This window comes from Arthrobacter sp. 05N429 (assembly GCF_056397045.1).
Window position 1 is genome coordinate 299,696 of record NZ_JBFTMQ010000001.1, and the last position, 26,475, is coordinate 326,170.

The window sequence follows — 26,475 nt, forward strand, 5'->3', positions numbered from 1 at the left end:
TTGGGTGTTGAACCCCTAGAGCGTGCCGGTCGCGATGTTGAGCATGCGGCGGAGCGGTTCGGCCGCGCCCCACAGGAGCTGGTCGCCCACCGTGAAGGCGCTGATGTACTGCGGTCCCATCTCCAGCTTGCGGATGCGGCCGACCGGGATGTCGAGGGTGCCGGAAGCGGACACCGGGGTGAGGTCCGCCATGGAAGCGTCCTTGGTGTTGGGCACCACCTTGGCCCACTCGTTGTCCTCATCCAGGAGCTTCTCGATCTCGGCGACGGAGAGGTCTTCGCGCAGCTTGAGCGTGAGTGCCTGGGAGTGCGAGCGCATGGCGCCGATGCGGATGCACAGCCCGTCCATGATGATGTGCTCGTCGCCGGAGGTGCCGAGGATCTTGTTGGTCTCCACCCCGGCCTTCCACTCTTCCTTGGACTGGCCGTTGCCGAGGTCCGCGTCGATCCACGGGATCAGCGAGCCGGCCAGCGGGACGCCGAACTGCGAGGCGTCGATGCCGGTGCGCTGGTGGGCCAGGACCTTGCGGTCAATGTCCAGTATGGCCGACGCCGGGTCGTTCAGTTCCGGGCTGACCTGGGCGTTGAGAGTGCCGAACTGGTTCAGGAGTTCGCGCATATGGCGGGCGCCGCCGCCGGAGGCAGCCTGGTAGGTCATGGAGGTGCCCCACTCGACGAGGTTGTTCTTGAACAGCCCGCCGAGGCCCATGAGCATGCAGGAGACGGTGCAGTTGCCGCCGATGAAATCCTTCGTGCCGTTGGCGAGGCCCTTGTCGATGACGTCGCGGTTAATCGGGTCCAGCACGATGATCGAATCGTCGTTCATCCGCAGCGTGGAGGCGGCATCGATCCAGAGACCGTCCCAGCCACGGCTGCGGAGCTCACCGTGGACCTGCTTGGTGTAGTCGCCGCCCTGTGCGGTCACGATGATCGGCAGCTTGGCGAGGGTATCGACGTCGAACGCGTCCTCCAGCTTGCCGGCACCTTCAGCGAAAGCCGGAGCCGCACCCCCTGCATTTGAGGTGGAGAAAAATACCGGGTTGATGCTGGCGAAGTCGCCCTCTTCCTGCATGCGTTGCATCAGGACGGAGCCGACCATGCCACGCCAACCGACAAGTCCAACGGACGGAGCTGCTGCTGTAGTCATTTTGCCAGTTTAGACTTTGCCGGCTCCGGTGCGCAGTCGGTTACGTCACCGCCCGCTTCAACTGGCGCTCAGTTCAACTGGCGCGGACTGGGATCCGGGATGCCCCGCTCCCGACGCAGCCTGCGCGCCCGGAATTCGGACACCGCCAGCCGCAGGGCGTAAACCAGGCCGGCGATTCCGCCGATTGTAAGCACGAGTGCTCCCCATAGCGGGTCCTGGCCGTTGGCCGTGGGCGCGATGACAAGGAAAATTGAGAATGCCGTCATCGCCGCGAAAACGACGCCCAGGACGAGCATCCCCGGGGCGGTGGTGACGATGGGGCCCGATCCGGCCCGGGCGAAGCCGATTTCATCCGCGGCGTAGCTGTGCAGCCTGCCGCCATCCATGGTCCGGGTCAGGAGGCGCTTTTCGCCGGCGGCGACGGCTTGTTCGTGCCGGGCCCTGGTCTGCTCGTCCTCGTGGCGGCGCGTTGCGTCGTTGTCCATCGTCTTCAGTCTTTCCGGATTGAGCGGATGCGGTCGAGGACCTGGTCGTCAGCAAGTCCGGCGATCTCCTCGATCGCCCCGGTGCCCGGGCCGCTGTAGCCGAGGCTCCACGAACCGTGGGCCCGCTTGAGCAGCAGCTGGGGGGCGTCCGGATCTTCTAGGCGCTTGATGGTGGCCCCGCCGTCGGGGTGGTCTTCCAGGTGCTTGCGCATGATGAAGAAGTTGGCCTCGGCGGCCGATATCTCCGGGTCCTGCGCCATGGCGAACCAGCTCAGGAAGGCGCGGGGCTGCAGCAGGATCCGGAAATCCGGTGATTCGACGGTCAGGACGCTGTCTGCGGAGTCAGGCGTCAGCAAAGTGATCTCCATGCGGCGCTCAGCCGACGTCAGGGCGCGGGTCACCGCCGCTACCGGGCCGCTGACCGACAGGGTCCCATCCGGCTCCACGGTGGCAGCACCCCGTGCCACCAATGACGACGCTCCGGCTGACAGGATCATCGGATCTTCGAGCTCGTTGGCGACGCGGAGGGCCTCCGCGCTGGCGGTTGCTGCCGGGCCGTGCTGAAGGTTCAGCAGCGCGATCAGTTCGGCAAAGCCAAAGCCAATGGCGTCCGGGTAGATTTCCTGCCCGGCAGCGGGGGCGGTGGTTGTCTCAGTCACGATGTGAATCTCCTCGTTGTTAGAAGCCAAAGAAATCGCCCACAGCTTCAGCGCTGTCGCTGACGGTGTCGGCCACGGCGCTTGCACCATCGCTGACGGCGTCGGCCACGGCCACGGCACCGTCGGCGATCTGGCCGCCCACATAGTTCACGGAGTCGTGGACGATCGGGACGTTGTCATAAATCGCCAGTCCGGCGCTGGCGACCATGCAGACGGTTCCCGCCGGCGGCGGCAGGAATGAGCCGGCGCCGATCAGGGCCTTGGTCCCGGAGTAGGCGGCTGAGCTGTAATCCCCGTCTTTGGCCGCATTGACGGCGTCCAGGCCGTCCAACCCCACACCCAGGACCCCAAGGCCCTTGCCGAGACCGTCGAAGGCCCGAAATGCCTTGGTGCCTTCCGTGAGGTTGAACGCCTCGTGCCAGCGTCCCTCGAACAACTGGTTCGAGATGTTGAAGAACTTGCTGAATTCGTTTGAATTCTGGAAGGCGCGCCAGGCGCTGGCGTCCAGGAAGTCACCAATTCTGGACTTGTGCAGCATCGCGCCGATGTCGAACAATCCGGAACGGAGGTTGGGAAGTGCCTTGACCAGATTGTAAATGTCCCAGCCGCCGCGGAATGGGGAGTCCGGGCCGGAGAGCCAGTCGGGGCCCCAGGGGTTGTTGTGGGTGCCTTGTCCCTCCCGCGTGCCCGGCGTACCCGGAACCCCGGGAGCACCTGAACCGGAGCCGTTGCTGCTGGCCTTCTCCTGCTGCTCGGCGTGGGTCATCAGCCGCTTGGACTCTGCCTTGAGGGCGAGTGCTGTCTTCTGGATCAGGGCACGGTGGCTGCTGTTCCACTCGGACGTGAAGCGGGCGCCGTCGGCACCCTTCCAGGACGTGTTGCCGTTGATGGCCGACGTCAGGGTGGAGGACTGCTGCAGCAGCGTCTCCGACGTCTTGCCGAACTGTTGCGCCAGTGTGCGCAACTGGGCGACGTCGGCGCCCCACAAGTTTCCTGCCATAGCGGCATCCCCCTTTTCCGTGCATCAGCCTAACCGGCGGCGGCCTGGACCTGGCGCATTCCGGTGTGTATCTACCGGCACAAACCTAGCCGGAACCGCGGCATCCGGCGATGGGGTGATCTCCCCATCCGCCCTCGGCCAAGCCGGGCTTACTCGCCGGTGTGCTCCGCGAGCAACGCGTGCTTGCGCTTCCTGAGCGCGAAGAACGCGCCGAAGGCGAAGGCCTGGGTGACCACCACGAGCACGATGGCCCCGACGATCTTGTTCCCGCCAAGGATCATGGTCAGCCCCACGATCGCGGACAGCAGCGCCAGGAGCGGCAGCAGCATGTAGCCAAGCACAAAGAGGGTTTCGGGTTTCTTCAGCATTCCTTAGCCCTCCGTCCGGCGCCACACGTTGATGCGGTAGCGGGTGCCGTTGCCGGCGGTTTCCCAGCCGTCGGCCGGCAGGCTCGCGCCCATGGTCCAGTCGTACCCGAGATCCGGGGCGAACGTGTCGCCCTCCGTTGCGGCGTCGATCGTGGTGATGACCGCGATGTTGGCGAGGTCCATGGACTGCGCGTAGATGTTGCCGCCGCCGATGATCCAGACCATGCCGTTCCCCGGCGCGAACTGGGATTCCAGGAGCGCGTCGTCCAGGGACTTGACCGCGATGGCGCCTTCGGCCGCCGGCGTCCCGCCCCAGCCTTCCTGGCGGGTGATGACGATGTTCGTCCGCCCGGGCAGGGGGCGGTACTTGTCGGGAAAGGACTCCCAGGTCTTGCGGCCCATGATCACCGGGTGGCCCGTGGTGAGCCGGGTGAAGTGCAGCATGTCCTCGGGAAGGCGCCACGGCATGCCGCCGTCCTTGCCGATCACACCGGTGCTGGTTTGCGCCCAGACGACGCCGAGCCCGGTGAGGCCCGCCAGCTTGTCGGTGAAGTCGGCGGGCTGCCCGCCCTGAATCTTGTCGTTGCTCATACGGCTATCGGGGCCTTAATCGTCGGGTGGTGCTGGTATCCGACCACTTCGAAGTCATCGAGGGTGTAATCGAAAATGGAGTCCGGCTTGCGGGTGATCGTGAGCTGCGGGTACTCGTAGGGGGCGCGCGTGAGCTGCTTGAGGACCTGGTCCATGTGGTTGTCGTAGATGTGGACGTCGCCGCCGGTCCAGACGAACTCGCCCGGTTCCAGGCCGGTCTGCTGGGCGATCATGCAGGTCAGCAGGGCGTAGGAGGCGATGTTGAACGGCACGCCCAGGAAGGTATCCGCGGAGCGCTGGTAGAGCTGGCAGGACAGCTTTCCGTCGGCCACGTAGAACTGGAAGAACGCGTGGCAGGGCGGCAGGGCCATGTCCTTGAGCTCGGCGACATTCCAGGCGGAAACGATGTGCCGGCGGGAATCCGGGTTGGACCTGAGGTTTTCGATCAGCTCGGCGATCTGGTCGATGTGGCCGCCGTCGGGGGTCGGCCAGGAGCGCCACTGGACGCCGTAGACCGGGCCCAGTTCTCCCTCGGCGTCGGCCCATTCGTTCCAGATGGTGACGCCCTGGTCCTGCATCCATTTCACGTTCGTTTCCCCGCGGAGGAACCACAGGAGCTCCACGGCGACGGACTTGAAGTGCACGCGTTTCGTGGTGACCAGGGGGAAGCTCTTGCTGAGGTCAAAGCGCATCTGGCGGCCGAACACACTCAGGGTGCCCGTCCCGGTGCGGTCCGATTTGTGCGTGCCGTTTTCCAGGACATCGCGCAGCAGGTCTTCATAAGGCGTAGGAATGCTCACCGTCCCAGTCTACTGAGAACTGGCTTTTCCCTCCTTATCCGTCTTGCTGGCTGAGCCTTTTCCGCAGAATTGCCAGGAGGGCGGCGTCGTCGAATCCCGCTTTGCGGCCTTCCGCAATGTAACGGTCGACGGCGGTGGTCACGTCTCCGGCGACGGTCTCCGGTGCCGGGGTTTCGGGCAGGGTGCTGGCCGCAGGCGTCCCGGCGACCACAGTGCCGTTGCGGCGCCGGGTTTCGACCAGCCCCGTCTGTTCTAGCTCCCGGTAGGCCCGGGCGACGGTCCCGGCCGCGATGCCGAGGTCCGCGGCGAGGCTCCGGACCGTCGGCAGCCGAGTGCCCGGCGCCAGCGTTCCCAGCGCGATCAGCGAGGAGACCTGGGCCCTGATTTGTTCATACGGTGGTGTGGCCGAGCCCAGGTTCACGGAGATTCCTGCGCTCACGCCGAGACTTCCTTCCTCGGCAGGGGAGGAGCAGGGGCCGGCCGGGCCAGGGCGCGCACCGGGATGACGGCGATGACCGTGGCCGCGACGCCGAGGACGGCACCGGCCGCGATCGCCGGCCACCAGGATGTAGCGGCGGGGTCTGTCTCCCCGAAAGCAGCCCGGCCCAGTATCTCCGCCCAGGCGTTGCTCTGGGTCAGAAGCAGCACGCCGGCCTGGGCGGTGAGGGTGGCCGCGAGGGTTCGCACTACGCGGTGGACCGTGATGGCGCGCAGCGCCGCGTCCAGGCCGGCGGGGGCATCGGGGATGCCTTGGCGGCGCCTGGCCGCGACGAGCGCGGGCAAGGAGGCGGCGAAAACTGCTGCCGTGAGGAGTGCGGACGGAACCCACCCGAGGCCCTCCCCGAGCCGGGCCTGCCCGGCCGCCGTGACAAGGAGGACCATGAGGAAGACGAGCAGCGCCAGGACGGCAGTCGTCAGCAGGGCGGGGCTCACCGGCTGCCGGGGCCAGCTGCGCCGGGCTCCCGGACTGCCGTAATTGTGCTGCAGCAGGAGCTCGCCGGCGGTAATAACGAGCAGCACGGCGGTGGCCATCAAGGCCACAATGCCGGCATAACCGAAACCCGCAAATCCGTAGCTGGCGGCAGCCGCGACGGCCTGGGCGAGGAAGGTTCCGGCAACCAGCGGCACGGCGGCGGCCAGGCCCAGCAGCGCCCCGAGGGAGGAGACGAGCCTGGCCGCCGGGTGCTGCCGGCCGGCGGCGAGCCCTGCCTCAGGGCGGTTCCGGGCGCCCAGCCCGGCGGCCGCGAGTCGCGGCGGCCGCCACCACCACATCACAAACAGCACAACCGTGCCCGCCAGGGCGGCCGGATTCGTCCAGGACGTTGCCCCCTGGGCCGGATCGGGCCGGGCCGCGAAGTTCCCCGCGATTATGCCGAGACCTGCAGCCACGGTGGAGACCGTCCGGAGCAGGCGGTTCATGGCGATGGTCCGCAGCACGGCGTTGTCGGCGGCGTCGAGACTCTCCAGCTGGCGGCGGCTGGCTATCAGCCACAGCACCAGCCACGACCCGCCCGCCAGCACCAGCAGGGCGCCTCCCAGCCATCCGGCGACCTCCGGCCCGGGGATGCGGCCGTCAGCGCCGCCGCTGTAGTAGCTGTAGCTGTTGGGGCCGTCGCGGAGCGTGGTGGGCGCCACTGCCGCGAATCCGGGGAGGGTGGCCGTCTGGGCGATGGCCGCGGCGGCGGTGATGAAGATGGCGGCCGTGGTCAAGGCCAGCCTCCGGGGCAGGAAGTCGCGGATGCGGCGGACTGACAGGACGGCCTGCCGCCGCATGCGGCGTGGACCGGGGTAGGTGATCTGGCCCAGGGCGTGCACGGTCAGGCAGCCCAGGACCGGCCACGCCAGTGCCGGGGCGATGGTCTCCGCGCTGGTCAGCGTGCCGCCGGCGGAAGGAGCCGCCGGAATGATGCCCAGGTTCATCGCCCCCTGGAGGGAGCTCGCCAGCCAGCCGATGACGCCCACCCACAGCGCGTGCTCCGACACAGACGCCGGCGTGGTCCCCGTGTTCGGCGCCCAGATCACCCAGCGCAGCACCAAGTAGACAACGACGGCGGCGAGGAGCGGACCAAGCAACAGCAGCGGCGGCACAATGAACTGGACCGGCATAAAATCCCCCAAAGATTCTGCGGCAATGTATCAAGTATTTGATACAAACTACGGCCAGAACCATGGACGGTCAAGGGACCTCAGTCGTCGAAGGGCCGGAACCGCTCCACCGCGACCACTTTGTCCTTGCTGTGGTGCGCCACGTGGCACACCACAATCTCACCGGGAGCCAGGAACGGATCGGCGTCCGGCAGCAGCGCGCGCAACCGGGAACCCATGTGCTTTCCCAGCTGGGCGAACACCGTGGGAAGGGCGGGGCGGTGTGTGCAGACCGCCACGCCGCGCTGCTTGTCGAAGAGACCCTCGATGGCGGCCGCCGTCTTGTGCGGATGGCGGCCGTGCCGGTGCTCCGTGAGGGCTTCGTTCAGTTTCACCTTCGCGTCGGAGGCCTTGGCATACGGGGCGATCGTGGCCACGCACCGGACCCACGGGCTGGAAACAACGCGCTTCGGTTTCCAGGCCTGCAGGAGCCGCCCCACTGCCTGGGCCTGCCGCATCCCGGTGGCGGCCAGGGGCCGGTCCCCTTCGGCTTTGGACCATGAAGAGCGCGGCTTGGCTTTGGCGTGGCGCACGATCAGGAGCGGCCAGGTTTTCAGTTCGCCGCGGGCGTGGGCGGCCGCCAGATGCTCCAGCGGGCCCACGTCGCTCGGGTTGCTCAGGAGGCGGGCCGCCTTCTCCGGCGAGCACCACATGACGCTGTCCACTTCCTTGCCGTCCGGCAGCAGCGCCGCCCCGTCGACGTCGACGGCCCAGTAATGGACCACCTTCAGGCCGGCGGCGACGTGGTAGTGGATGGAGGGCAGCGGGATGCCCAGCGGCACCCTCAACCCGATTTCCTCTTCGACCTCGCGGGCGGCGCACTCGGGCACCGTCTCGCCGGGGTCGATCTTGCCCTTGGGCCAGGACCAGTCGTCATACCGCGGGCGGTGGATCAGCAGGACCTCGAGGTCACCGTTGTCGCCAGCGGCGACACGCCACGGCAGGGCTCCCGCAGCCACCACCGCAATTTCCTCGCCGGGGTGGTCTGTCTGGTCGGCGACCAGCGAATCGCTACTCAATGCCAGAGCCCCTACCGCAGCCCGGACGAGCGCTGGCGCGAGCGGGAATTAAGCAGCCAGGACTGGATGTCCGCGAGATCCTGCCCGTCCTCGGCGAGGTGGTGGCGGGTCCATTCCCCCTGGTTGTCGAGGTGCCAGCTGGCGGTCTCGGGATCCATGTAGCGGCGCAGCAGGTCCATGACGTAGTTCGTGTCGTCCCCGCTGCTGAGCTGGACAAGGGCCTCCACGCGGCGGTCCAGGTTGCGGTGCATCATGTCCGCCGAACCGATGTAGACCACCGGGTCCCCGCCATTGGCGAAGGCGAAGACGCGGGAATGCTCCAGGAAGCGGCCCAGCACGGAGCGGACCGTGATGTTGTCGCTGAGTCCGGGCACCCCCGGGCGCAGCGAGCAGATGCCGCGGACGATCACGTCCACGGGGACGCCGGCCTGCGACGCCCGGTACAGGGAATCTATGATGGCTTCATCCACCATCGAGTTGACCTTGATCTGGACCCGGGCGGCGAGGCCCGCCCTGGCGTTCCGGATTTCGGTTTCGATCCTGTCGATGAGTCCTGAACGCACCGACCGCGGGGCCACCAGCAGCCGTTTGAAGGTCGACTTCGGTGCGTAGCCGGAGAGCTGGTTGAAGAGCCGGGAGAGGTCCTCACCCACCTGCTCATTGGCCGTGAGGAGTCCGAGGTCCTCGTAGTAGCGGGCCGTGCGGGGGTGGTAGTTGCCGGTGCCGATGTGGCAGTAGCGGCGGAGTCCGTCCACTTCCTGGCGCACCACGAGGGACAGCTTGCAGTGGGTCTTGAGGCCCACGATGCCGTAGACCACGTGGACGCCGGCCTGCTCCAGCTTCCGGGCCCAGGAGATGTTGGCCTGCTCATCGAAGCGGGCCTTGATCTCAACGAGCGCCAGGACCTGCTTGCCGGCCTCGGCGGCGTCGATCAGGGCGTCGACGATCGGCGAGTCACCCGAGGTGCGGTACAGCGTCTGCTTGATGGCCTGGACCTTCGGGTCCGAGGCCGCCTGCTCCAGGAACGCCTGCACCGAGGTGGAGAAGGAGTCGTAGGGGTGGTGCAGCAGGATGTCCCGCCGCCGCATGGCCGCAAAAACGTTTGCCGCCTTCGACGTTTCCGATTCGTTGAGGTGCCGTGAGGTGTGGGGGACATGCTTGGGGTAGTGCAGGTCCGCGCGGTCGATTCCGGCGATGACCGAGAGCCCGCGGAGGTCCAGCGGGCCCGGGACCGAGTAGACCTCGGATTCCTCGACGCCGAGTTCGCGGATCAGCAGCGCCCGGATGTTCGGGTTGATGTCGTTGGTGACTTCGAGCCGGACCGGCGGCCCGAAACGGCGGCGCAGCAGTTCCTTTTCGAGCGCCTGCAGCAGGTTTTCGGCGTCGTCCTCTTCGACCTCGACGTCCTCATTGCGGGTGACGCGGAAGGTGTGGTGCTCCAGCACCTCCATCCCGGCGAAGAGCTGGTCCAGGTGGACGGCGATGACTTCCTCGAGGGGGATGAAGCGCGCCACCCGGCCCGGAATCGAGCCGGCGCGCGGGCCGTCAATCGAGATCAGCCGGGGGAGCTGGTCCGGGACTTTGAGACGGGCGAAGAGTTCCTTGTCGCTGACCGGGTTGCGGACGACGACGGCGAGGTTCAGTGACAGCCCCGAAATGTAGGGGAACGGGTGGGCCGGGTCCACGGCCAGCGGCGTCAGGATCGGGAAGACCTTCTCGGCGAACATGGCGCTGAGCTGGTCCTTGGCCTGGGAATCGAGTTCCTCCCAGCGCATGAGGTGGATGTGCTCATAGGCCAGCGCGGGACGGATCTGCTCGGCGTAGACGCGCGCGTGGCGCTGCTGCAGGCGGTGGGCCTCGTCGCCGATCTGCTCCAGGACCTGCACGGGGCTCAGCCCGGCGGGGGAGGGGACGGCCAGTCCGGTGGCGATCCGGCGCTTAAGCCCGGCGACGCGGACCATAAAGAATTCGTCCAGGTTGGACGCGAAGATGGACAGGAAGCTGACGCGTTCCAGCAGGTGCAGGTTCGGGTCCTCGGCCAGTTCCAGCACACGGGCGTTGAACGAGAGCCAGCTCAGTTCGCGGTCGAGGAAGCGGTCCGGGCTGAAATCGCCCTCCGGCTCAAGGTTCGGCGCGAATTCCGGAATGTCGATCCGGTCCTGGGTCGCGCGTGAGGCAGGCACTTCGGAGGAGCCGAACTGGGCACGCGCCGGTCGGACCTTTTTGTTCGACGTGGCGGCCTCAGACGTGGCTGTCCGGGCAGATTCCCGTTGCATGGTCTCTCCTAATGCTGGCGCGATTTAGCTTCAACCTTACAAGCAATCAGCCTGCGAACAGCTTTCGAAGAGGGCAGATTTCCCGCGCTGGACAACAGATGTCTGCCGATTGGATTAACGCCCTTCCAATGGGGCATACATGACGTCGACATCCCAGCGGGTGAAGCCCAGCCGCCGGTACAGCGACACGGCCGGAATGTTGTCCGCATCGACGTAGAGCATGACGGCGTGCAGGCCCAGGCGCTGCAGGTGCCGGATGCCGGCCACAGTCAGTGCTTTACCCAGGCCCGTGCCTTGGGTCTCGGGAGTTACGCCCACCACGTACACCTCGCCGATAGCCGGGTGGTCGCCGTGCCGGGGGTGAACCTTGGTCCAGTGGAAGCCGAGGATCCGGTCGGAGGCATCGACGGCCAGCAGGAAACCCGCGGGATCAAACCATGGCTCGGCCATCCTGGCGTCCAGGTCGGCGCGGGTCATGTTTCCCTGCTCCTTGTGGTGCGCGAAGGCGGCCTTGTTCGCGGCAAGCCAGGCGTCCTCATCCCGGCCCGGGGTGAAAGCGCGCAGCGCAACCCCGTCGGGCAGCGGGACATCAGGCAGTTCCGCCGCCGCGCTGGTGAGCCGCATCTTCCACAGTTCGCGGACGGGGCCGTAGCCGTAGCGCGCGGCAAGGTCTGCGGCGGCCTCGTGGTTGCCGTGGGACCACGCCTTGAGGCCGGCAAAGCCGCGGGTGTCCCTGAGCTCGCCGACCAGCCGGTCCGCCACGCCCTGGTTGCGGTAACTGGGGTGGACGGCAATTTCCAGCACTCCCGTGCCGTCGGGTTCCTCGATGACGACGGCGACTCCGGCCAGGTCCTGTGCCGTCGCAGGGTCGGATTCCTCGTCGGGGCAGTAAAGGGCGAGCGTCAGCACGGTGGTTGTCCCTGCGGCCGCGCCGGCGTTCGCGGCACGCAGTGTGACCAGCGTCTGTTCGGACAACGGCGGATTGCCGTCGGATTCCTCCGCGGCGGCCGCGAGGGCCTTGACGTCCTTCAGGAGTTGCTCATCGGCAGCTCCTTTGGCGGCGAGCACGGGCCAGTTCTCAGGATGCGCAGGACTCATGCTGCAAGGCTATACGGTGCTGCCGGGGCGGGGCCGATTTTGTTGTTCCGGAACAGTTACGTATAGTCGTTAACTCATCCGGCTGATGGGTGAGGGGCTTCGTTTCCCGGACCGTCAGTTCAGATGCGAGGGGGATCCACCACTGGGGTGGCCTCGATACGTTCGACCCGTATGTCCTCCACTGAATAACTGGAAAAGCCCCGGACCTCGGTCCGGGGCTTTTCCGTGTTCCCGTGGGTTCTGCCCAAAGGCTGTGCTTCCGGACCCGGTCGCCGCTGGTCTCGCCAGGGGCTGCGGTCCGGGGGCACTTTGACACGGACACGCCGCGGACACCGGAGCCAAGAGCCGGAATCGTGTCCAATGTCGCCCCGGACGGCGAAGGTCTGTGGCCGGAAGTGCGGGGATGCCGGACCAGGGTCAGGCCTCGGTGAGTTCTTCTTCCGGATGCCGGACCAGGGTAAGGCGGTAGCCAACGTTGCGGACCGTGCTGATCAGGTTCTCGTGGTCGGCCCCGAGCTTTGCCCGCAGACGCCGGACATGGACGTCCACGGTGCGGGTGCCGCCGTAGTAGTCGTAGCCCCAGACCTCGGTCAGCAGTTGCTGGCGGGTGAAGACCCGGCCGGGGTGCTGCGCCAGGTACTTGAGCAGTTCAAATTCCTTGAAAGTCAGGTTCAACGGTGCCCCGTTGACCCGGGCGGTGTAGCTGGCCTCGTCGATGACGACGCCGGCGGCACGGATCTCGGTCGGCGCATCGTCCTGGTCGGGCACGGCCCGGGCGACGCCCAGCCGGATGCGGGCCTCCACCTCGGCCGGCCCGGCGGACTCAAGCAGGATGTCGTCCACGGCCCACGCCGACGAGACCGCGGCCATGCCGCCCTCGGTCAGGATGAGCATGAGGGGAGCACTCAGGCCCGTGGCCTTGAGCAGTTGGGTCAGGGAGCGTGCGCCGACGAGATCTTTGCGGGCGTCGAGCAGGACGATGTCGCAGGGGTCGGTCTCCAGCAGCGCGGTCGGCTCCGCGGGGAGAATATGGACCCGGTGGTTCAATAGTTCCAGAGCAGGCAGGACGTCCACCGATGAGCCGGTGCTGTTCGTCAGTAGCAGGATGTGCGACATGTTTCCTCCAAGGGGTGTCCGCGCATCTTTGGGCGTCTGTAGCTGAGTCCGAGTATACCTAAACGCCCCTTGCCGGCCATGGTCCCGTCACCCGCGGCCAGTCCTTTTGCGACACAAATCGGTCATATAGGGCAGGATTGATCCGTCGGGGCCTGCAGCCCCCTGACGTTGATCAGGTCGAATTGGGGTCCGCAGTGAGCGAAGGTACGACGATGGCCGGTAAACGGATGACGGATAAACAGATGTCGGGTAAACAGTGAAGTCTTGGACCATCGGCGTTGTTGGCCTGGCCGGACTCGCCGCGATCGTCGGCGCGTCGTACTCCTCGCCGGAGGCCCTCCTTGCAGTGGGGGTCCTCATTGCAGCCGGCGTCGGAATCGGCTGGCCGCACTTCCTGGGCATCCCCGCCAGGAAGACCCTGGCCGTCCTGATCGGCCTGCCCGGCGTGGGCGCCGCCATCGCCGCCACCTACCTTCCAGCCCCGGGCTTCCTGGACTGGACGCCGTCGTTCATGGCCGCAGGGGTGATGGCGGTCTTCGTGATGCAGCTGATCCGCGGCACGGGACAGGCACAACGCCTGGAGTCCACCTTGGGCTCCAGTGCCGGCGTGTTGTTGTCCTGCCTGGGTGCCGGCTGGATCGCGTGCTTCCGCTTCAACGGCGTCCGGGAGATGCTCCTGGTCGCGGCGATCAGCGCTGCGATCGCCCTGATGGCGGGCCTGATCCGCTGGCCGGACCGGGTGGTGGCGCCGCTGGGCGTCGTCGGCGCAGGGCTGGCCGGACCACTCGCGGGCCTTGTCTTCTCCGACATCGCCGTGCTCCCGGCCGCGATCGTCGGTGTCGTGGTGGGGGCCGTGCTGGTGAGTTTCCGCCGGCTGGTGATCCTCCGCGGTCAATCCCTGAGCTTGGCGGCAGCCCTCGGAATGGGGCTGGGCCCGGTCGCCGCGGTCGGCTCGCTGGCTTACTTCATAGACAAACTACTCATCTACTAAAGCGTTAGGATGGCATCATGTCCGTACTTGCATTTGAAATCTTCTTCCTTGTCCTCCTCGGCGTTGCCAGCCTGGCCATGGCCTGGTTTGCCGGCTTTGTTGTGTACCGGCTCTTTAAAGGCCAGAAGTAACAGCCGGACGTAAACGCCCCGCATAGTCCCGTCGTTTCCAGAGGTAGCCGCTGTGCCGATTGAAATTCCTACAGATCTGACACCCGAAATCGTCCCGTTGTCCTGGCTCATTGGTGAGTGGGAGGGCCGCGGCCGGCTGGGGGCCGGGGAAGAGGATTCCGAACACTTCGTGCAGCATGTGTCCTTCACGCACAACGGCCTGCCGTACCTGCAGTACCGTGCCGAGAGCTGGCTGACCGACGACGAGGGCACCAGGCTGCGTCCGCTGACCGTCGAAACCGGTTTCTGGGCCCTCGAACGCAAGCAGCGCGAGGAAGACGGCGGCCCGGGGCTTATTCCGGCCGACATCGTTCCCGTGCTTAAGAGCGCCGACGAAGTTGAAGCCCTGCGCAACGAGGACGGCGGCTTCGACATCTCGGTTTCGATTTCCCACCCCGGCGGGATCTCCGAGCTGTACTACGGGCAGATCAAGGGCCCGCAGATCCAGCTCAGCACAGACATGGTGATGCGCGGCAGCCACTCCAAGGAGTACACGGCCGCCACCAGAATCTTCGGGCTCGTGGAGGGCAACCTGCTCTGGCGCTGGGACGTGGCCGCGGGCAAGGGCACCGCGGGGGGCAGCGGCCTGGAGGCCCACGCGTCCGCGATCCTCCACAAAGCCGTCTGACCGGCGGAGCGCCACGCGCCGCCGGAACGCCGCCGGGTTTGAAGTCTCACTGATTTTCCGTTGTCCGCAGCGACCGCAGGGAGCACCAAAGTGAATGCCACACCCGCCATGCCTGACAAGTCGGCCGATTACAGCGACCTCAAGGCCGTCTATTTCAACGGCACCCTCAAGAAGTCCCCCGAGACCTCCAACACGCAGGGCCTGATCGATGTCAGCCGTCGCATCATGGAGAAACACGGCGTCGCCACGCGGGTTATCCGGACGGTGGACCACGACATCGCCAGCGGCGTCTACCCGGACATGCGCGAACACGGCTGGGGCACCGATGAATGGCCGGAGCTGTATCCGGCCGTCCGCGAAGCGGACATCGTCGTCGTGGCCGGACCCATCTGGCTGGGTGACAACTCCTCGCAGACCAAGAAGCTGATCGAGCGCCTCTACGCGCACTCCGGCGAGCTCAACGACAAGGGCCAGTGGGCGTTTTATCCCAAAGTGGGCGGTTGCCTGATCACCGGCAACGAGGACGGGATCAAGCACTGCGCCATGAACGTCCTTTACAGCCTCCAGCACATCGGCTTCACCATCCCGCCCCAGGCCGACGCCGGCTGGATCGGCGCCGTGGGTCCGGGCCCGAGCTACCTCGATGAGGGCTCGGGCGGACCGGAAAGCGACTTCACCAACCGCAACACCACCTTCATGACGTGGAACCTGCTGCATCTGGCCCGGATGCTTAAGGACGCCGGCGGCATTCCCGCCTACGGCAACCTGCCCGAGGCATGGAAAGCCGGCACCAGGTTTGACTTCGAAAATCCGGAATACCGCTAGCCCCCGAGGACTTCTACTACATATGACTATCAAGAGCCCACTGTTGGCGCGCCCTGGCGCCGTCGAAGCCGGCGGCGCTGACGCCGGTGTCGCTTCCCATTACGGGGAGCCGCTGCGCGAACAGCGGGCGCTGGCCGGCGGCGCCGCCGTCGTGGACCTTTCCCACCGCGGCCTCGTGACCGTGACCGGGCCCGACCGGCTGAGCTGGCTCAACACCCTCTCTTCCCAGCAGCTCACCAACCTGGCGCCCGGACAGTCGAGCGAACTGCTGCTGCTGAGCGTCCAGGGCCGGATCGAATTCGACGCGCGGGTGGTGGACGACGGCGCAACGACCTGGCTGATCGTCGAGGCCGCCGAGGCAGGCCCGCTGGCCGAGTGGCTCAACAAGATGAAGTTCATGCTCCGCGTCGAGATCGCCGACGCGTCGGCGGACTGGGCCGTGCTGGGGTCCACCCGCCGGGTGCCGGAATGGTCGTCCCTGCTGGTCTGGGAAGACCCCTGGCCGCACGTCGGCGCCGGCGGCTACTCGTACGCCGTCGTAGGGGAGGACGCCCACCCCGGGCTGGAAAGGCCCTGGTTCGAGTATCTGGTCCCGGCTGCTGAGCTGGAAGCAACCGTCGGTGAGCGCCCGCTTGCCGGCGTCTGGGCAGCCGAGGCGTTGCGCGTCGCAGCGTGGCGGCCGCGCTGGGGTGCCGAAACCGACGACAAGACCATCCCGCACGAACTCGACCTGCTCCGCACCGCGGTGCACCTGAACAAGGGCTGCTACAAGGGCCAGGAAACCGTGGCCCGGGTCCACAACCTGGGCCACCCGCCGCGCCGGCTGGTTTTCCTGCAGCTCGACGGCTCGCAGCACACCATGCCCGCAGTCGGCAGCGAGGTCCGTTCCGGGGACCGCAAGGTAGGCACCGTGACCTCCGTGGCGCAGCACTACGAAATGGGGCCGGTGGCCCTGGCCGTGGTCAAACGCTCGGTCGCACCGGAGGAGGTACTGACCGTCCTTGACGGCGAGGAGCCGTATGCCGCCGCGCAGGAAGTCATTGTGGCACCGGACGCCGGCCAGGTCGTGGGGCGCCAGACCGGTTTCCTGAGGGGGCCCCGATGACGGCAGACAATCCTGGTGCCCCGGACGCGGAGACCCTGGCGCTGGCCCACGCCCTCTTCGACGCGGCCCGGGAAGGCAACACCGCGCTGCTCGCCGGCTACCTGTCCGCCGGTGCTCCGGCAGCCATGACGAACGCGGCCGGGGATTCCCTGCTGATGCTTGCGGCCTATCAGGGCCACGTCGATACCGTGCGCCTGATCCTGGCACACGGCGGAGACGCGAACACCGCCAACGACCGGGGCCAGACGCCGCTCGCCGGAGCCGTTTTCAAGGGCTACCCGGATGTTGTGCAGGTACTGGTCGACGCCGGCGCGGACCCCGACGCCGGCACCCCCTCTGCCCGGGCCGCCGCGCAGATGTTCGAGCGGCAGGACATCCTGGCCCTGCTGGGCTGATTCGTCTGCCCCGCACACAGCTCCCCTTCAGCATTTAAGGAACCCCATGGAAATCGTCGCCCGGCCGTGGCCGGCACTCTGGTCCCTCGTGATCGGGTTCTTTATGATCCTGATCGACACCACCATCGTCTCGGTGGCCAACCCCAGCATCATGGAGGGCCTCAACGCCGACATCAACTCGGTGATCTGGGTGACCAGCGCCTACCTGCTCGCCTATGCCGTGCCGCTGCTGATCACCGGCCGGCTGGGCGACCGCTTCGGCCCGAAGAAGCTCTACCTGGCGGGGCTCGTCGTGTTCACGCTGGCCTCCCTCTGGTGCGGGCTCTCCGGCGACGTGGAGATGCTGATCGTGGCCCGGGTGTTCCAGGGCTTCGGCGCCGCGCTCATGACGCCGCAGACCATGGCCGTCATCACCCGGATCTTCGCGCCGGACCGGCGCGGAGCGGCGATGGGGATCTGGGGCGCGACCGCCGGCGTCGCCACCTTGGTGGGACCAATACTGGGCGGCGTCCTTGTTGACGGCCTCGGCTGGGAGTGGATCTTCTTCATCAACGTCCCGGTGGGAATCATCGGCTTCTTCCTCGCGCTGCGCTACGTGCCGGCCCTGAGCACCCACCCGCACAAGTTCGACATCCCCGGCGTGCTGCTCAGCGCCGTCGGGCTGTTCCTGCTGGTGTTCGGCATCCAGGAGGGCGAGACCTACGACTGGGGCACCATCGCCGGACCCATCACCGTATGGGGTCTCATCATCTCCGGGATCGCCGTGCTGGTGGTATTTGTTGTGTGGCAGAAGCTGAATAAGGGCGAACCCCTGTTGCCGCTGTCCCTGTTCAAGGACCGCAACTTTTCCCTGGCGAACATCGGCATCACCACCGTCGGGTTCACGGTGACGGCCTTCACCCTGCCGCTGATCTTCTACTTCCAGATGGTCCGGGGGCTGACGCCCACCCAGTCGGCGCTGATGATGGTGCCGATGGCACTCATCTCCGGCGGACTGGCACCGCTCGTGGGCAAGGTCATCGATCGGGTCAACCCCAAGTTCATCACCGCAACAGGCCTGGTCCTGATGTCCGTGGCGCTGTTCTGGAACTCCCTCCTGATGCACCCGGACACGCCGATCTGGCTGTTCCTGCTCCCCAGCGCCGTGCTGGGTTTCGCCAACGCCGGCATCTGGGCGCCGCTGAGCTCCACCGTCACACGCAACCTGCCGCCGCGGCAGGCCGGGGCCGGCTCGGGTGTCTACAACACGACCCGCCAGATCGGCGCCGTCCTGGGCAGCTCCGCCATAGCAGTCCTGATCCAGGCCCGGCTCGCAGCCGAACTCCCCGCACCTCCGGGAGGATCCGGGGAGGCTGTGCCGATGTCGTTCGCCGGAGCCCTCCCGGACGCCCTGCAGGAGGGCTTCTCGACGGCGATGGGCCAGTCCATCCTGCTGCCCGCTGCGGTCATCCTGCTCGGCGCGGCGGCGGCGCTGTTCTTCGCCAAGCCAAAGCCGGTGCAGGGCTGGGGCACACCCGGCTCCCTGCCGGCAGCGTCAGCCAACGCCGAGGTGCGCTCCCGCTGACGTGTGCCCAGGGTGCTGCCGGATCAACCCAGCAGCACACTGGTCTGGATGCCGCCTGCGGTGAATCCAAGGCTCCGGGCGATGGCCAGGGAGCCCTTGTTGCTGACGTCGGAGCGCCACTGCAGCGTCAGGCCCGAGGCGAGTGCCTCATGGGCCGCAATCGAGGCTGCCAGTGAGCCCAGCCCCCGCCGGCGCCACTCCGGAGCGACCAGCACCCCCATCTGGGCCAGGATTCCTTCCCATTCGGTGTAGGCGCCGCAGGCCACGGGGGTCCTGCGGCCCTCCTCCGCATGCATGATGGTGAACCGGTGTTCAAGGTCCGAGAGGCCCACCTCGTTGACGTCATCGGGCGGGCACGCGGCTTCCAGTTCGATCGCTTCCGGGTTGCCGTGCGAGACGGTCAGCTCCTCCGAGGGCTGCTGCAGGGGCAGGTCGTCGGCGAAGAAGAGCGCGGCGGCGCCGAGCCCGTGGCCGCCATGGTCCCGGGTGATGGTCAACAGGGTGACGTGCTGCGCGAGTTCCCCGTCGGGCAGCCCGGCGGCGGCGTCCAGCGCCCATTGCGGGCCCACCAGGACAGAGTTGCCGAACAGCCGGATGAACTGGACGGCCCGGGCTGCTTCATCTGCACGCGTGATGCGGTCGCCCGCGGCGGCCGCGAAAGCGCCGTCGTCGAGCCCCAGACGGCGGGCCCATGCGAGCTGGATGATGTCGACCGAACCGGGCTCAAGTGTCATGGTTCCACCCTACCCACCGGGGGCGTCGGGCCCTGTGCAGAGGCTCAGTCGGGTCAGCCGAAGAGGACCGCAGCCTCGTCGTAGCGGTTCTTCGGGACGGTCTTGAGGTTGCCGAGCGCGGCGTCGAAGCCCACGTGGACGATGTCGGTGCCGTTGAGGGACACCATGGTGCCCCAGCGTCCTTCGACCACCGAGTCGATGGCGGCCATGCCCAGGCGGGTCGCCAGCACGCGGTCGAACGCGGTGGGAACCCCGCCGCGCTGGATGTGGCCCAGGACGGTGGCCCGGGTTTCGATGCCGGTCATGGCTTCCAGATCCGGGGCCAGCCGCTCGGAGATCCCGCCGAGCCGGGGGCGGCCAAAGGTGTCCAGGCCGCGTTCGGAGTGCGGCGTTTCCTGGCCGTCCGGGACGAAGCCCTCGGCGACGACGACCAGCGGCGCGCGTCCGCGGTCGCGGGCCGAGACGACCCACTCGGCGATCTGCTCCATCGAGGCTTTCTGCTCGGGGATCAGGATGGCGTGGGCGCCCGCGGCCATTCCGGCGTGCAGCGCGATCCAGCCCACGTGGCGGCCCATCACCTCGGCGATCATGCAGCGGTGGTGGGACTCACCAGTGGTGCGCAGGCGGTCGATTGCCTCCGTGGCGATCTCGACGGCGGTGTCGAAGCCGAACGTGTAGTCAGTCGCATCGAGGTCGTTGTCGACGGTCTTGGGGACGCCGACGATCTTCAGGCCGGCGTCGGTGAGCCGCTTGGCTGCCGCCAGGGTGCCTTCGCCGCCAATGGCGATGATGGCGTCGATGCCGAGCCGGTCCATGTTGGCCCTGATGACCTCAGGCCCGCCGTTGTTCTCGAACGGGTTGGTACGGGAGGTGCCCAGGATGGTCCCGCCCTGCTTCGCGATGCCGCGGACCATGGCGCGGGGGATATCGATGGTGTCGCCCTCGACGACTCCGCGCCAGCCGTCCAAGAATCCCACGAATTCGTGGCCATGGACGGCGATGCCCTTGAGGACGGCGCCACGGATGACGGCGTTCAGTCCGGGGCAGTCTCCGCCGCTGGTGAGGATTCCAATTTTCATGTCTCGGCTCAAATCCTGGTTCGAAGGTGTACAGGCAGAGCGCCACGCTGAGCTCACCTAGAGTCTAGTGGCGCGTGTGGGGCAGGACACAAAAGGTTACAGGTCAACTGTTTTGCAGAGTGGCAGGTTGCAGAAAGTGACGTGCCCCTGCCGGGCGGCAGGGGCACGTCACTTTCAGGCGGGAGGGGTTCAGTGCCGGGTTGAGCGCTTCGCCAGGAAGGACTCAAGGACGATGGCGTTCCGCTGGTCCGGAAGGAGCAACCAGGCAATGAGGTAGAAGACAAAAGCAGGTCCGGGAAGCAGCGCGAACAGCAGGAAAGCGATCCGGACGAACGCAACATCCACGTTCAGCTTGGCCGCGATCCCGCCGCAGACGCCGCCCAACCAGCGCTGCGGACCGCGTTTCAGGCCAAGGCCCCTGACGGTGCTAAAGAATTTTTCCATGGTTCAAGACTTCCCTGTCGATGCTTCTTTGTCACGTCCCCGGGCCGAGAGCAGCCCGCCGATCACAAGGGCCGCCCCGGCGCCAATCATCAGGCCGATCGCCACGTAGGTCCCGTTGAGGGCCACAATGCCGAGCTGGGAGATGATGATGAGCGCGGCGAGGGCCACCACGATCAGCCCCCAGACGATGGTGCCCACTCGTGCCGGGGAATCGTCCGGGGGCTCAGTTCCTTCGAACGGCGGGGGAGTGGACGGGCCGCTGCCTTCCGGGCTGCCCGCCGATGCGTCGTAGCTGCTCATGTCAGTTCCCTTCCTTGATGGTGACGTTGCTGAACGTGCCGTTGACCGTCACGATCAGCGCCGCTCCAGGCTTGCCGGTGTTGTAGTTGCTTTGCCGGGTGGTCATGCCGCCGTGGCTTTGGCCGCCTTCATTGAGGTTTCCCATGGTCATGTCGGCGCGGACCTCCACCGGAACGGTGTCCGGAATGATCACCGTGACGTTGCTCGCCGTGGCGTCGATGGGGACCACAAGATCGGTTCCCAGCGGCGGGTTGAGCGCAACCCGCGTCAAGTCCACGGTCCCGGTTCCGGCCGTGATGTCGAAACCACCCTGGGCCTGTTCGACGCTCACCGGTGACCAGTCGGCGTTCTGCGGGCGGAAGCGGTCACCGTTGGGGAGCACATTGAAGATGCCGCCGACAATCAGGGCGACCGCGGCGAAGAATCCCAGGATGCCTGAGGAGCGGCCCCGGAGTCCGGCGACCAGGATGCCCAGGCCCAGCACCACCGCGGCACTGGCCCAGACTACGGCGTTGCTGGACGTGCCGAGATCGATGACGTTCGCGACGTCAAGGGCTTTGATGCCGCCGCCCACCAGCAGGGCGAGGCCGGCGGTGACCGCGACGGCGGGGGCGCCGGGGCCGAAGCTCCGGGGCTTGGCCGGCGGGACGGGACTGCTGCCGGGCACTGGCCGGTAGCCGCCCCCCGGGGGAGGAACAGGACCCGACGGCGGCGGGGGTCCCCAGGCGGGCCCGGGGACGGTTGACTCGCCGTAGCGGGGCAGCGCATCCGAGGAGCCATAGCCGGCGGCGGCGAAGGGGGTGTTGGGTGACGTTATCGGGTTCGTCGGGTAGCCGGGGCCCGCCGGGCCGCCGGGCTGGGGACTCGAGGACATGGGAGTGGCTCCGTTCCGGGACTTGTTGCGCTGGGTCAGGTAGTAGATGAGGTAGATGACGCCACCCACCCAGAAGACGGTCCAGATGAAACCGCCGAATCCGTAGCGGTCCCAGCCCCAGACGCCGGCACCCAGGCTCGGGAAGCCGATGACCGCGGTGATCAGGGCCCCGGTCATCCCGGACGACCACCGTCCGGCCGCGGCCTCCTGGACGTGGGTGCGGCCGTCGGGTTCGGGCAGCAGCGCCCAGGCGATGCCGTACAGGAGGACGCCGACGCCCGCGAAGACCGTCAGGACGATCAGGATGCCGCGGACAATCAGCGGATCGACGCCGAAGCGCTCGGCAATGCCGCTGGCGACGCCGCCCACCCAGCGCTCGCGGCCCCGGTGGATGCCCTGGCTGCGGATCCAGTCGAAGAAATTCAGCGGCTGGCTCCCGGCCTGCGGGGGCGCGCCATAGTGGGCCGGGGGCGTCGCGCCGTAGTAGAGCGGGGGCGGCGGAGGCGGCGTTCCGGCGCCAGCACCGGCGCCGCCATCTGCGCCTGCCGAAAAGTCCAGCGGGAGGGTGGCGGACGTATCCACCGGAGCAGTGGGGGAGCTGTCGGCTGCGGGCCGCTGGTCCGGGCCCGAGGTCTCTGCCGCCGACCCGGCCGGTTGTCCGGCGGACTGGCCGCCTGGGCGGCCTGTGCGGCCCGAAGGGTCGTTGCCTTCAGAGTTGTCGCCCTCATCGGGCTGGTCAGTGTGCGGGTTCATACTTCGATCCTTCCGCCTCGAGCCGCTCCGTTCTACTGGGGAACACCCTGAACTGTCCCTGAGACACCCCCGGTTAGGGCCGGAATCGGGTCCGGGGAACCCTGATCCGTGCTTGGATTGAGTCATGACAACCGCCGTTTCCCGCCCGCCGCTGGTCCGCGGCAGCGACCGGATGATTGCCGGCGTCTGCGCCGGCCTCGCCCGTCATCTGGGCTGGCCGCTGCGGATGGTCCGCATCGGCATGGTGGTGGCCGCGCTCGCAGGCGGCGCCGGCGTCGCGTTCTACGCCTGGCTCTGGATCATGGTTCCCACCGCGGACGAAAGCGCCAAGCGCAATGCCCGGCAGCCGGCGTCGCCCATTGCCCCGGCGGTGAGCGCACCCTATGCGGCCCCCTACCCTCAACCGTCGACGGCGGCCGTGTCCCCGGCGGGTGCCGCACCGGCGGCCGCGGGGGCGGCAGCCGCACCGGCGGGCACCGTTCCCGCCGACTCGTTGCGGAGCCGGGTCACCGGGATGCGCTACGGCAAGGAGATTCTGCTCGGGGCGGGTCTGCTGCTGGCCGCCGGGATCCTGATCGCGCGGCTGCTCGGCGTTGATGTTCCCCTCGGGACCCTCATTCCGGTTGCGGCCATCCTGGGCGGCGCAGCCATCGCCTGGATGCAGCTGGATGAGACGCGCCGGGCCGGCCTCGTGGACAAGACCAAGGCGGACCAGGCCGGCGGCTGGGCCCGACTGGCGGCCGGGCTGGCGCTCGTGGTGGCCGGGGTCCTGGTCATGGTGTCCGGCTCCGGGTCCTGGGAACAGACGTGGCTTGCCCTGCTGTCCTCGGTGGCCGTGCTCGGCGGTGTGGCACTGGTCCTCCTGCCGTGGGGGCTGAAGTTCTGGCGCGACCTGGAGGCGGAGCGCGCCGGGCGGGTCCGCGCGACGGAACGGGCCGAGATCGCCGCCCACCTCCACGACTCCGTGCTGCAGACGCTGGCGCTGATCCAGCGGCGCGCCGGCAACGAGACCGACGTCGTCCGCCTGGCCCGTGCCCAGGAGCGCGAACTGAGGGGCTGGCTGTACCGGGACCCCGGCAAGGAAGCCGGGCAGCTCTCCGAGGGCATCAATGCCGCTGCGGCGGAAGTGGAGGACTCCCTGGGCCACGCCGTCGAGGTGGTGACCGTGGGCGACTGCGCCATGTCCGAACGGCACGAGGCACTCGTCCAGGCCGCCCGTGAGGCCATGTTGAACGCGGCCCGGCATGGCGGGGGCGCCGTGTCGGTGTACCTGGAAGTCACAGACGGTGCGGCGGAGGTCTTCGTGAAGGACCGCGGACCGGGCTTCGACCCGGATGCCGTCCCGGCTGACCGGCTGGGGGTACGGGAATCAATTGTCGGCCGGATGAACCGCCACGGGGGCACCGCTGTCATCAACAGCAGCCAGGACGGCACCGAGGTGCGGCTCCGGCTTCCCCTGCCAACGGGAGCATCCGCCGGCGCCGCCACCAACAACAGCAATGGAGAGGTCAGACTGTGAGCGCAGCCGAAGCAGGGAGTCCGGCGCAGGGGATCCGGGTGGTGATCGTGGACGACCATGCCATCTTCCGGTCCGGCCTGAAGGCCGATCTGGACCCAAGCATCGTTGTGGCCGGCGAGGCCGGGACGGTGGAAGAAGCCGTTGCCGTGATCACCGCGGTGCGTCCCGACGTCGTGCTCCTCGATGTCCACCTGCCGGGCGGACTCGGCGGCGGCGGCCGCGAAGTGCTGGCCGGCTCCGCGCCTTTGCTGGGCAGCACCCGGTTCCTGGCCCTGAGCGTCTCGGACGCGGCCGAGGACGTCGTCTCGGTGATCCGGGCGGGGGCGCGCGGTTATGTCACCAAAACCATTTCGGGTGCGGAGATCTCCGACGCCGTCCGCCGGGTCGCGGGCGGGGATGCCGTCTTTTCGCCCCGGCTGGCGGGCTTTGTCCTGGATGCCTTCGGCACCGCCCCGGCGGACATCGCCGACGACGAACTGGACCGGTTGTCCGCCCGCGAGCTCGAGGTGATGCGGCTGATCGCCCGCGGGTACAGCTACAAGGAAGTCGCCAAAGAGCTGTTCATCTCGATCAAGACCGTGGAAACCCACGTCTCGGCGGTGCTGCGCAAGCTCCAGCTCTCCAGCCGGCACGAGCTCACCCGCTGGGCCGCCGAACGCCGGCTCCTCTGACTAGGGATGCGCTATCACTTACAGTCCCTTTGGAGCAGGTTTAGGGACCATAAGTGGTAGCGCATCGGGAGTAGTGGCGTTACTTTGCCTTGCCGAGGAAGTCCTGCAAGCGGGCGACGCCGGTCGCCAGGTCCTCGTCGCCGAGGGCGTAGGAAAGGCGCAGGTAACCGGAGGGGCCGAAAGCCTCACCCGGAACCACCGCCACTTCGACTTCGTCCAGGATCAGGGTGGCCAGTTCCGCCGACGTCGACGGCCGGACGGGCCCGTTGGCGGACGGGAACTCCTTGCCGAGCAGAGCGCGGACGTCCGCGTAGACATAGAAGGCGCCCTTCGGCGTCGGGCATTCAACGCCCTCGATGGCGTTCAGACCGGCAACGATGGCTTTGCGGCGGCGGTCGAAGGCGAGCTTCATCTCGTCGACGGCGGTCAGCGGGCCGGAGACTGCGGCGAGGGCGGCCATCTGCGGGATGTTGGAGACGTTGGACGTCGCGTGCGACTGCAGGTTGGTGGCGGCCTTGATGACGTCGGCCGGGCCGATCATCCAGCCCACGCGCCAGCCGGTCATGGCATAGGTCTTCGCAACGCCATTGAGGATGACCACCTTGTCGCCCAGCTCCGGGACTGCCGTGGCGATCGAGGTGAAGGGAACGCCGTCGTAGGTCAGGTGCTCATAGATCTCATCCGTGACCACCCACAGGCCCTTGGAAGCGGCCCACTGGCCGATCTCCCTGACCTGCTCGGGCGAGTACACGGCGCCGGTGGGGTTGGAGGGGGAGACGAAGAGCAGGATCTTGGTGCGGTCCGTGAGCGCGGCCTCGAGCTGCTCCACCGTGACCAGGTACTCCTGCTCCGGTCCGGCGAAAACCTCGACCGGAACGCCACCCGCGAGCCGGATGGCCTCAGGGTAGGTGGTCCAGAACGGCGTGGGGACAATGACCTCATCGCCCGGATCGAGCAGCGTGGCGAAGGTGTTGTACACGGCCTGCTTGCCGCCGTTGGTGACCAGCACCTGCGATGCCTCGGCCTTGTAGCCGGAATCCCGGAACGTCTTGTCCGCGATGGCCTGCTTCAGCTCCGGCAGGCCACCGGCCGGGGAGTAGCGGTGGTACTTGGGCTGGCCGGCCGCTTCAATGGCTGCCTGCACGATGTAACCGGGGGTCGGGAAGTCCGGCTCGCCGGCACCGAAGCCGATCACGGGGCGGCCGGCAGCCTTCAACGCCTTCGCCTTGGCATCAACAGCCAACGTGGCGGATTCGGCTATGGCGGAAATACGCTGTGAAATGCGGGCGGCAGGCATCGCGGGTCCATTCTTCGCTTACAGCTTCGGTGGCTGTTTGTGGGATTCGACGAAATCTACTCTATGCTGTTCAGCGGACCGTCCGGGGCGCCGGCGTGGAATGTGACTGCAACTGAGTCAGGTGAATTTCGCGTCTGGTTTCCCGCATGTTTTTCTCAGCTGTTCTGGTGGGAGGCAGAGGGTCCGGTGAGGCCGGTTCGACGTAGGCGCAGTTGTTGCGTAGACTGGTTCTCCGGTGTTGAAAACACGATGATGGTCTGCGCCTCAGGAAAGTCTGGGGAAGGGCCCGAAAACGGTTTTCGATCCATAGGGTAGTGGCGCAATTGGTAGCGCAGCGGTCTCCAAAACCGCAGGTTGCAGGTTCGAGTCCTGTCTGCCCTGCGCAAGCTGTTCCGGTTTCTCCGGAGCAAGCGCAGCAACCAT

The 26,475-nt window shown here is 67.4% G+C and carries 27 protein-coding genes and 1 tRNA gene; 9 read left to right on the plus strand and 19 right to left on the minus strand.

Annotation, left to right across the window (positions count from 1 at the left end):
• Positions 1-15: 15 nt before the first annotated feature.
• From asd to AC1DF4_RS01525, 13 genes are all read right to left on the minus strand, one after another.
• The gene (asd, locus tag AC1DF4_RS01465) at positions 16-1,146 is read right to left on the minus strand and encodes an aspartate-semialdehyde dehydrogenase (RefSeq protein WP_476911236.1); all 1,131 of its coding nucleotides are present in this window, start codon (positions 1,144-1,146) and stop codon (positions 16-18) included.
• 68 nt (positions 1,147-1,214) lie between these two features.
• Complete coding sequence (locus AC1DF4_RS01470; RefSeq protein WP_476911237.1) at positions 1,215-1,631, minus strand: hypothetical protein; 417 nt, start codon at positions 1,629-1,631, stop codon at positions 1,215-1,217.
• A 5-nt stretch (positions 1,632-1,636) separates the two neighbouring features.
• Positions 1,637-2,290, minus strand: a complete 654-nt coding sequence (locus AC1DF4_RS01475; protein WP_476911238.1) for a hypothetical protein — start codon at positions 2,288-2,290, stop codon at positions 1,637-1,639.
• A gap of 19 nt (positions 2,291-2,309) precedes the next feature.
• Positions 2,310-3,290 carry a WXG100 family type VII secretion target gene (locus AC1DF4_RS01480; RefSeq protein WP_476911239.1) on the minus strand — a complete coding sequence of 327 codons (981 nt, stop codon included), beginning with the start codon at positions 3,288-3,290 and terminating at the stop codon, positions 2,310-2,312.
• A 149-nt stretch (positions 3,291-3,439) separates the two neighbouring features.
• Positions 3,440-3,658 (minus strand): NF038396 family protein, encoded by a 219-nt coding sequence (locus tag AC1DF4_RS01485; RefSeq protein WP_476911240.1) that lies wholly within the window; start codon positions 3,656-3,658, stop codon positions 3,440-3,442.
• A gap of 3 nt (positions 3,659-3,661) precedes the next feature.
• Positions 3,662-4,249: a dihydrofolate reductase gene (locus tag AC1DF4_RS01490; protein WP_476911241.1), complete on the minus strand. Its 588-nt coding sequence runs from the start codon at positions 4,247-4,249 to the stop codon at positions 3,662-3,664.
• Positions 4,246-5,049 carry a thymidylate synthase gene (locus AC1DF4_RS01495; protein WP_476911242.1) on the minus strand — a complete coding sequence of 268 codons (804 nt, stop codon included), beginning with the start codon at positions 5,047-5,049 and terminating at the stop codon, positions 4,246-4,248. The genes AC1DF4_RS01490 and AC1DF4_RS01495 overlap by 4 nt, the downstream gene beginning before the upstream one ends.
• A gap of 34 nt (positions 5,050-5,083) precedes the next feature.
• A complete protein-coding gene (locus AC1DF4_RS01500; protein ID WP_476911243.1) occupies positions 5,084-5,488 on the minus strand; it encodes a GntR family transcriptional regulator in 405 nt (134 codons plus the stop codon).
• Positions 5,485-7,155 carry a hypothetical protein gene (locus AC1DF4_RS01505; protein ID WP_476911244.1) on the minus strand — a complete coding sequence of 557 codons (1,671 nt, stop codon included), beginning with the start codon at positions 7,153-7,155 and terminating at the stop codon, positions 5,485-5,487. The genes AC1DF4_RS01500 and AC1DF4_RS01505 overlap by 4 nt, the downstream gene beginning before the upstream one ends.
• An 80-nt stretch (positions 7,156-7,235) precedes the next feature.
• Positions 7,236-8,213, minus strand: a complete 978-nt coding sequence (locus AC1DF4_RS01510) for an NUDIX hydrolase (protein WP_476911245.1) — start codon at positions 8,211-8,213, stop codon at positions 7,236-7,238.
• Positions 8,214-8,224: 11 nt separating this feature from the next.
• Positions 8,225-10,489, minus strand: coding sequence for an RNA degradosome polyphosphate kinase (locus AC1DF4_RS01515; protein WP_476911246.1), 2,265 nt, complete (start codon positions 10,487-10,489; stop codon positions 8,225-8,227).
• 114 nt (positions 10,490-10,603) lie between these two features.
• A complete protein-coding gene (gene mshD / locus AC1DF4_RS01520) occupies positions 10,604-11,587 on the minus strand; it encodes a mycothiol synthase (protein ID WP_476911247.1) in 984 nt (327 codons plus the stop codon).
• A gap of 417 nt (positions 11,588-12,004) precedes the next feature.
• The gene (locus AC1DF4_RS01525) at positions 12,005-12,703 is read right to left on the minus strand and encodes a winged helix-turn-helix transcriptional regulator (protein ID WP_307465631.1); all 699 of its coding nucleotides are present in this window, start codon (positions 12,701-12,703) and stop codon (positions 12,005-12,007) included.
• Between the two features lie 256 nt (positions 12,704-12,959).
• Between AC1DF4_RS01525 and AC1DF4_RS01530 the strand changes: the two genes are divergently transcribed.
• From AC1DF4_RS01530 to AC1DF4_RS01555, 6 genes are all read left to right on the plus strand, one after another.
• Positions 12,960-13,694 carry a permease gene (locus AC1DF4_RS01530; protein ID WP_476911248.1) on the plus strand — a complete coding sequence of 245 codons (735 nt, stop codon included), beginning with the start codon at positions 12,960-12,962 and terminating at the stop codon, positions 13,692-13,694.
• 183 nt (positions 13,695-13,877) lie between these two features.
• Positions 13,878-14,492 carry a nitrobindin family protein gene (locus AC1DF4_RS01535; RefSeq protein WP_476911249.1) on the plus strand — a complete coding sequence of 205 codons (615 nt, stop codon included), beginning with the start codon at positions 13,878-13,880 and terminating at the stop codon, positions 14,490-14,492.
• A 108-nt stretch (positions 14,493-14,600) separates the two neighbouring features.
• Complete coding sequence (locus tag AC1DF4_RS01540) at positions 14,601-15,317, plus strand: flavodoxin family protein (RefSeq protein WP_476911614.1); 717 nt, start codon at positions 14,601-14,603, stop codon at positions 15,315-15,317.
• Positions 15,318-15,339: 22 nt separating this feature from the next.
• A complete protein-coding gene (gene ygfZ, locus AC1DF4_RS01545) occupies positions 15,340-16,422 on the plus strand; it encodes a CAF17-like 4Fe-4S cluster assembly/insertion protein YgfZ (protein WP_476911250.1) in 1,083 nt (360 codons plus the stop codon).
• A complete protein-coding gene (locus tag AC1DF4_RS01550) occupies positions 16,419-16,817 on the plus strand; it encodes an ankyrin repeat domain-containing protein (RefSeq protein ID WP_476911251.1) in 399 nt (132 codons plus the stop codon). Before ygfZ ends, AC1DF4_RS01550 begins: the two co-directional genes overlap by 4 nt.
• 46 nt (positions 16,818-16,863) lie before the next feature.
• Positions 16,864-18,381: a DHA2 family efflux MFS transporter permease subunit gene (locus AC1DF4_RS01555; RefSeq protein ID WP_476911252.1), complete on the plus strand. Its 1,518-nt coding sequence runs from the start codon at positions 16,864-16,866 to the stop codon at positions 18,379-18,381.
• 23 nt (positions 18,382-18,404) lie between these two features.
• On the opposite strand, the gene AC1DF4_RS01560 is transcribed toward AC1DF4_RS01555, so the two are convergent.
• From AC1DF4_RS01560 to AC1DF4_RS01580, 5 genes are all read right to left on the minus strand, one after another.
• Positions 18,405-19,115, minus strand: a complete 711-nt coding sequence (locus tag AC1DF4_RS01560; RefSeq protein WP_476911253.1) for a GNAT family N-acetyltransferase — start codon at positions 19,113-19,115, stop codon at positions 18,405-18,407.
• A 53-nt stretch (positions 19,116-19,168) separates the two neighbouring features.
• Positions 19,169-20,194 (minus strand): ATP-dependent 6-phosphofructokinase, encoded by a 1,026-nt coding sequence (locus AC1DF4_RS01565; protein ID WP_476911254.1) that lies wholly within the window; start codon positions 20,192-20,194, stop codon positions 19,169-19,171.
• A gap of 189 nt (positions 20,195-20,383) precedes the next feature.
• Positions 20,384-20,638, minus strand: coding sequence for a PspC domain-containing protein (locus tag AC1DF4_RS01570; protein ID WP_476911255.1), 255 nt, complete (start codon positions 20,636-20,638; stop codon positions 20,384-20,386).
• 3 nt (positions 20,639-20,641) lie between these two features.
• Positions 20,642-20,938 carry a hypothetical protein gene (locus tag AC1DF4_RS01575; RefSeq protein WP_476911256.1) on the minus strand — a complete coding sequence of 99 codons (297 nt, stop codon included), beginning with the start codon at positions 20,936-20,938 and terminating at the stop codon, positions 20,642-20,644.
• 1 nt (position 20,939) lies between these two features.
• On the minus strand, positions 20,940-22,565 hold the full coding sequence (locus tag AC1DF4_RS01580) for a PspC domain-containing protein (protein WP_476911257.1): 1,626 nt from the start codon (positions 22,563-22,565) through the stop codon (positions 20,940-20,942).
• Between the two features lie 124 nt (positions 22,566-22,689).
• Between AC1DF4_RS01580 and AC1DF4_RS01585 the strand changes: the two genes are divergently transcribed.
• Positions 22,690-24,084: an ATP-binding protein gene (locus AC1DF4_RS01585; RefSeq protein WP_476911258.1), complete on the plus strand. Its 1,395-nt coding sequence runs from the start codon at positions 22,690-22,692 to the stop codon at positions 24,082-24,084.
• A complete protein-coding gene (locus AC1DF4_RS01590; RefSeq protein ID WP_476911259.1) occupies positions 24,081-24,755 on the plus strand; it encodes a LuxR C-terminal-related transcriptional regulator in 675 nt (224 codons plus the stop codon). The genes AC1DF4_RS01585 and AC1DF4_RS01590 overlap by 4 nt, the downstream gene beginning before the upstream one ends.
• Before the next feature lie 79 nt (positions 24,756-24,834).
• Here the strand turns inward: AC1DF4_RS01590 and AC1DF4_RS01595 are convergent, their stop codons facing one another.
• Positions 24,835-26,052: a pyridoxal phosphate-dependent aminotransferase gene (locus tag AC1DF4_RS01595; RefSeq protein ID WP_476911260.1), complete on the minus strand. Its 1,218-nt coding sequence runs from the start codon at positions 26,050-26,052 to the stop codon at positions 24,835-24,837.
• Between the two features lie 308 nt (positions 26,053-26,360).
• Here AC1DF4_RS01595 and AC1DF4_RS01600 point away from each other — a divergent pair.
• Positions 26,361-26,433: transfer RNA gene (locus AC1DF4_RS01600), tRNA-Trp, on the plus strand.
• The last annotated feature ends 42 nt before the right edge of the window (positions 26,434-26,475 follow it).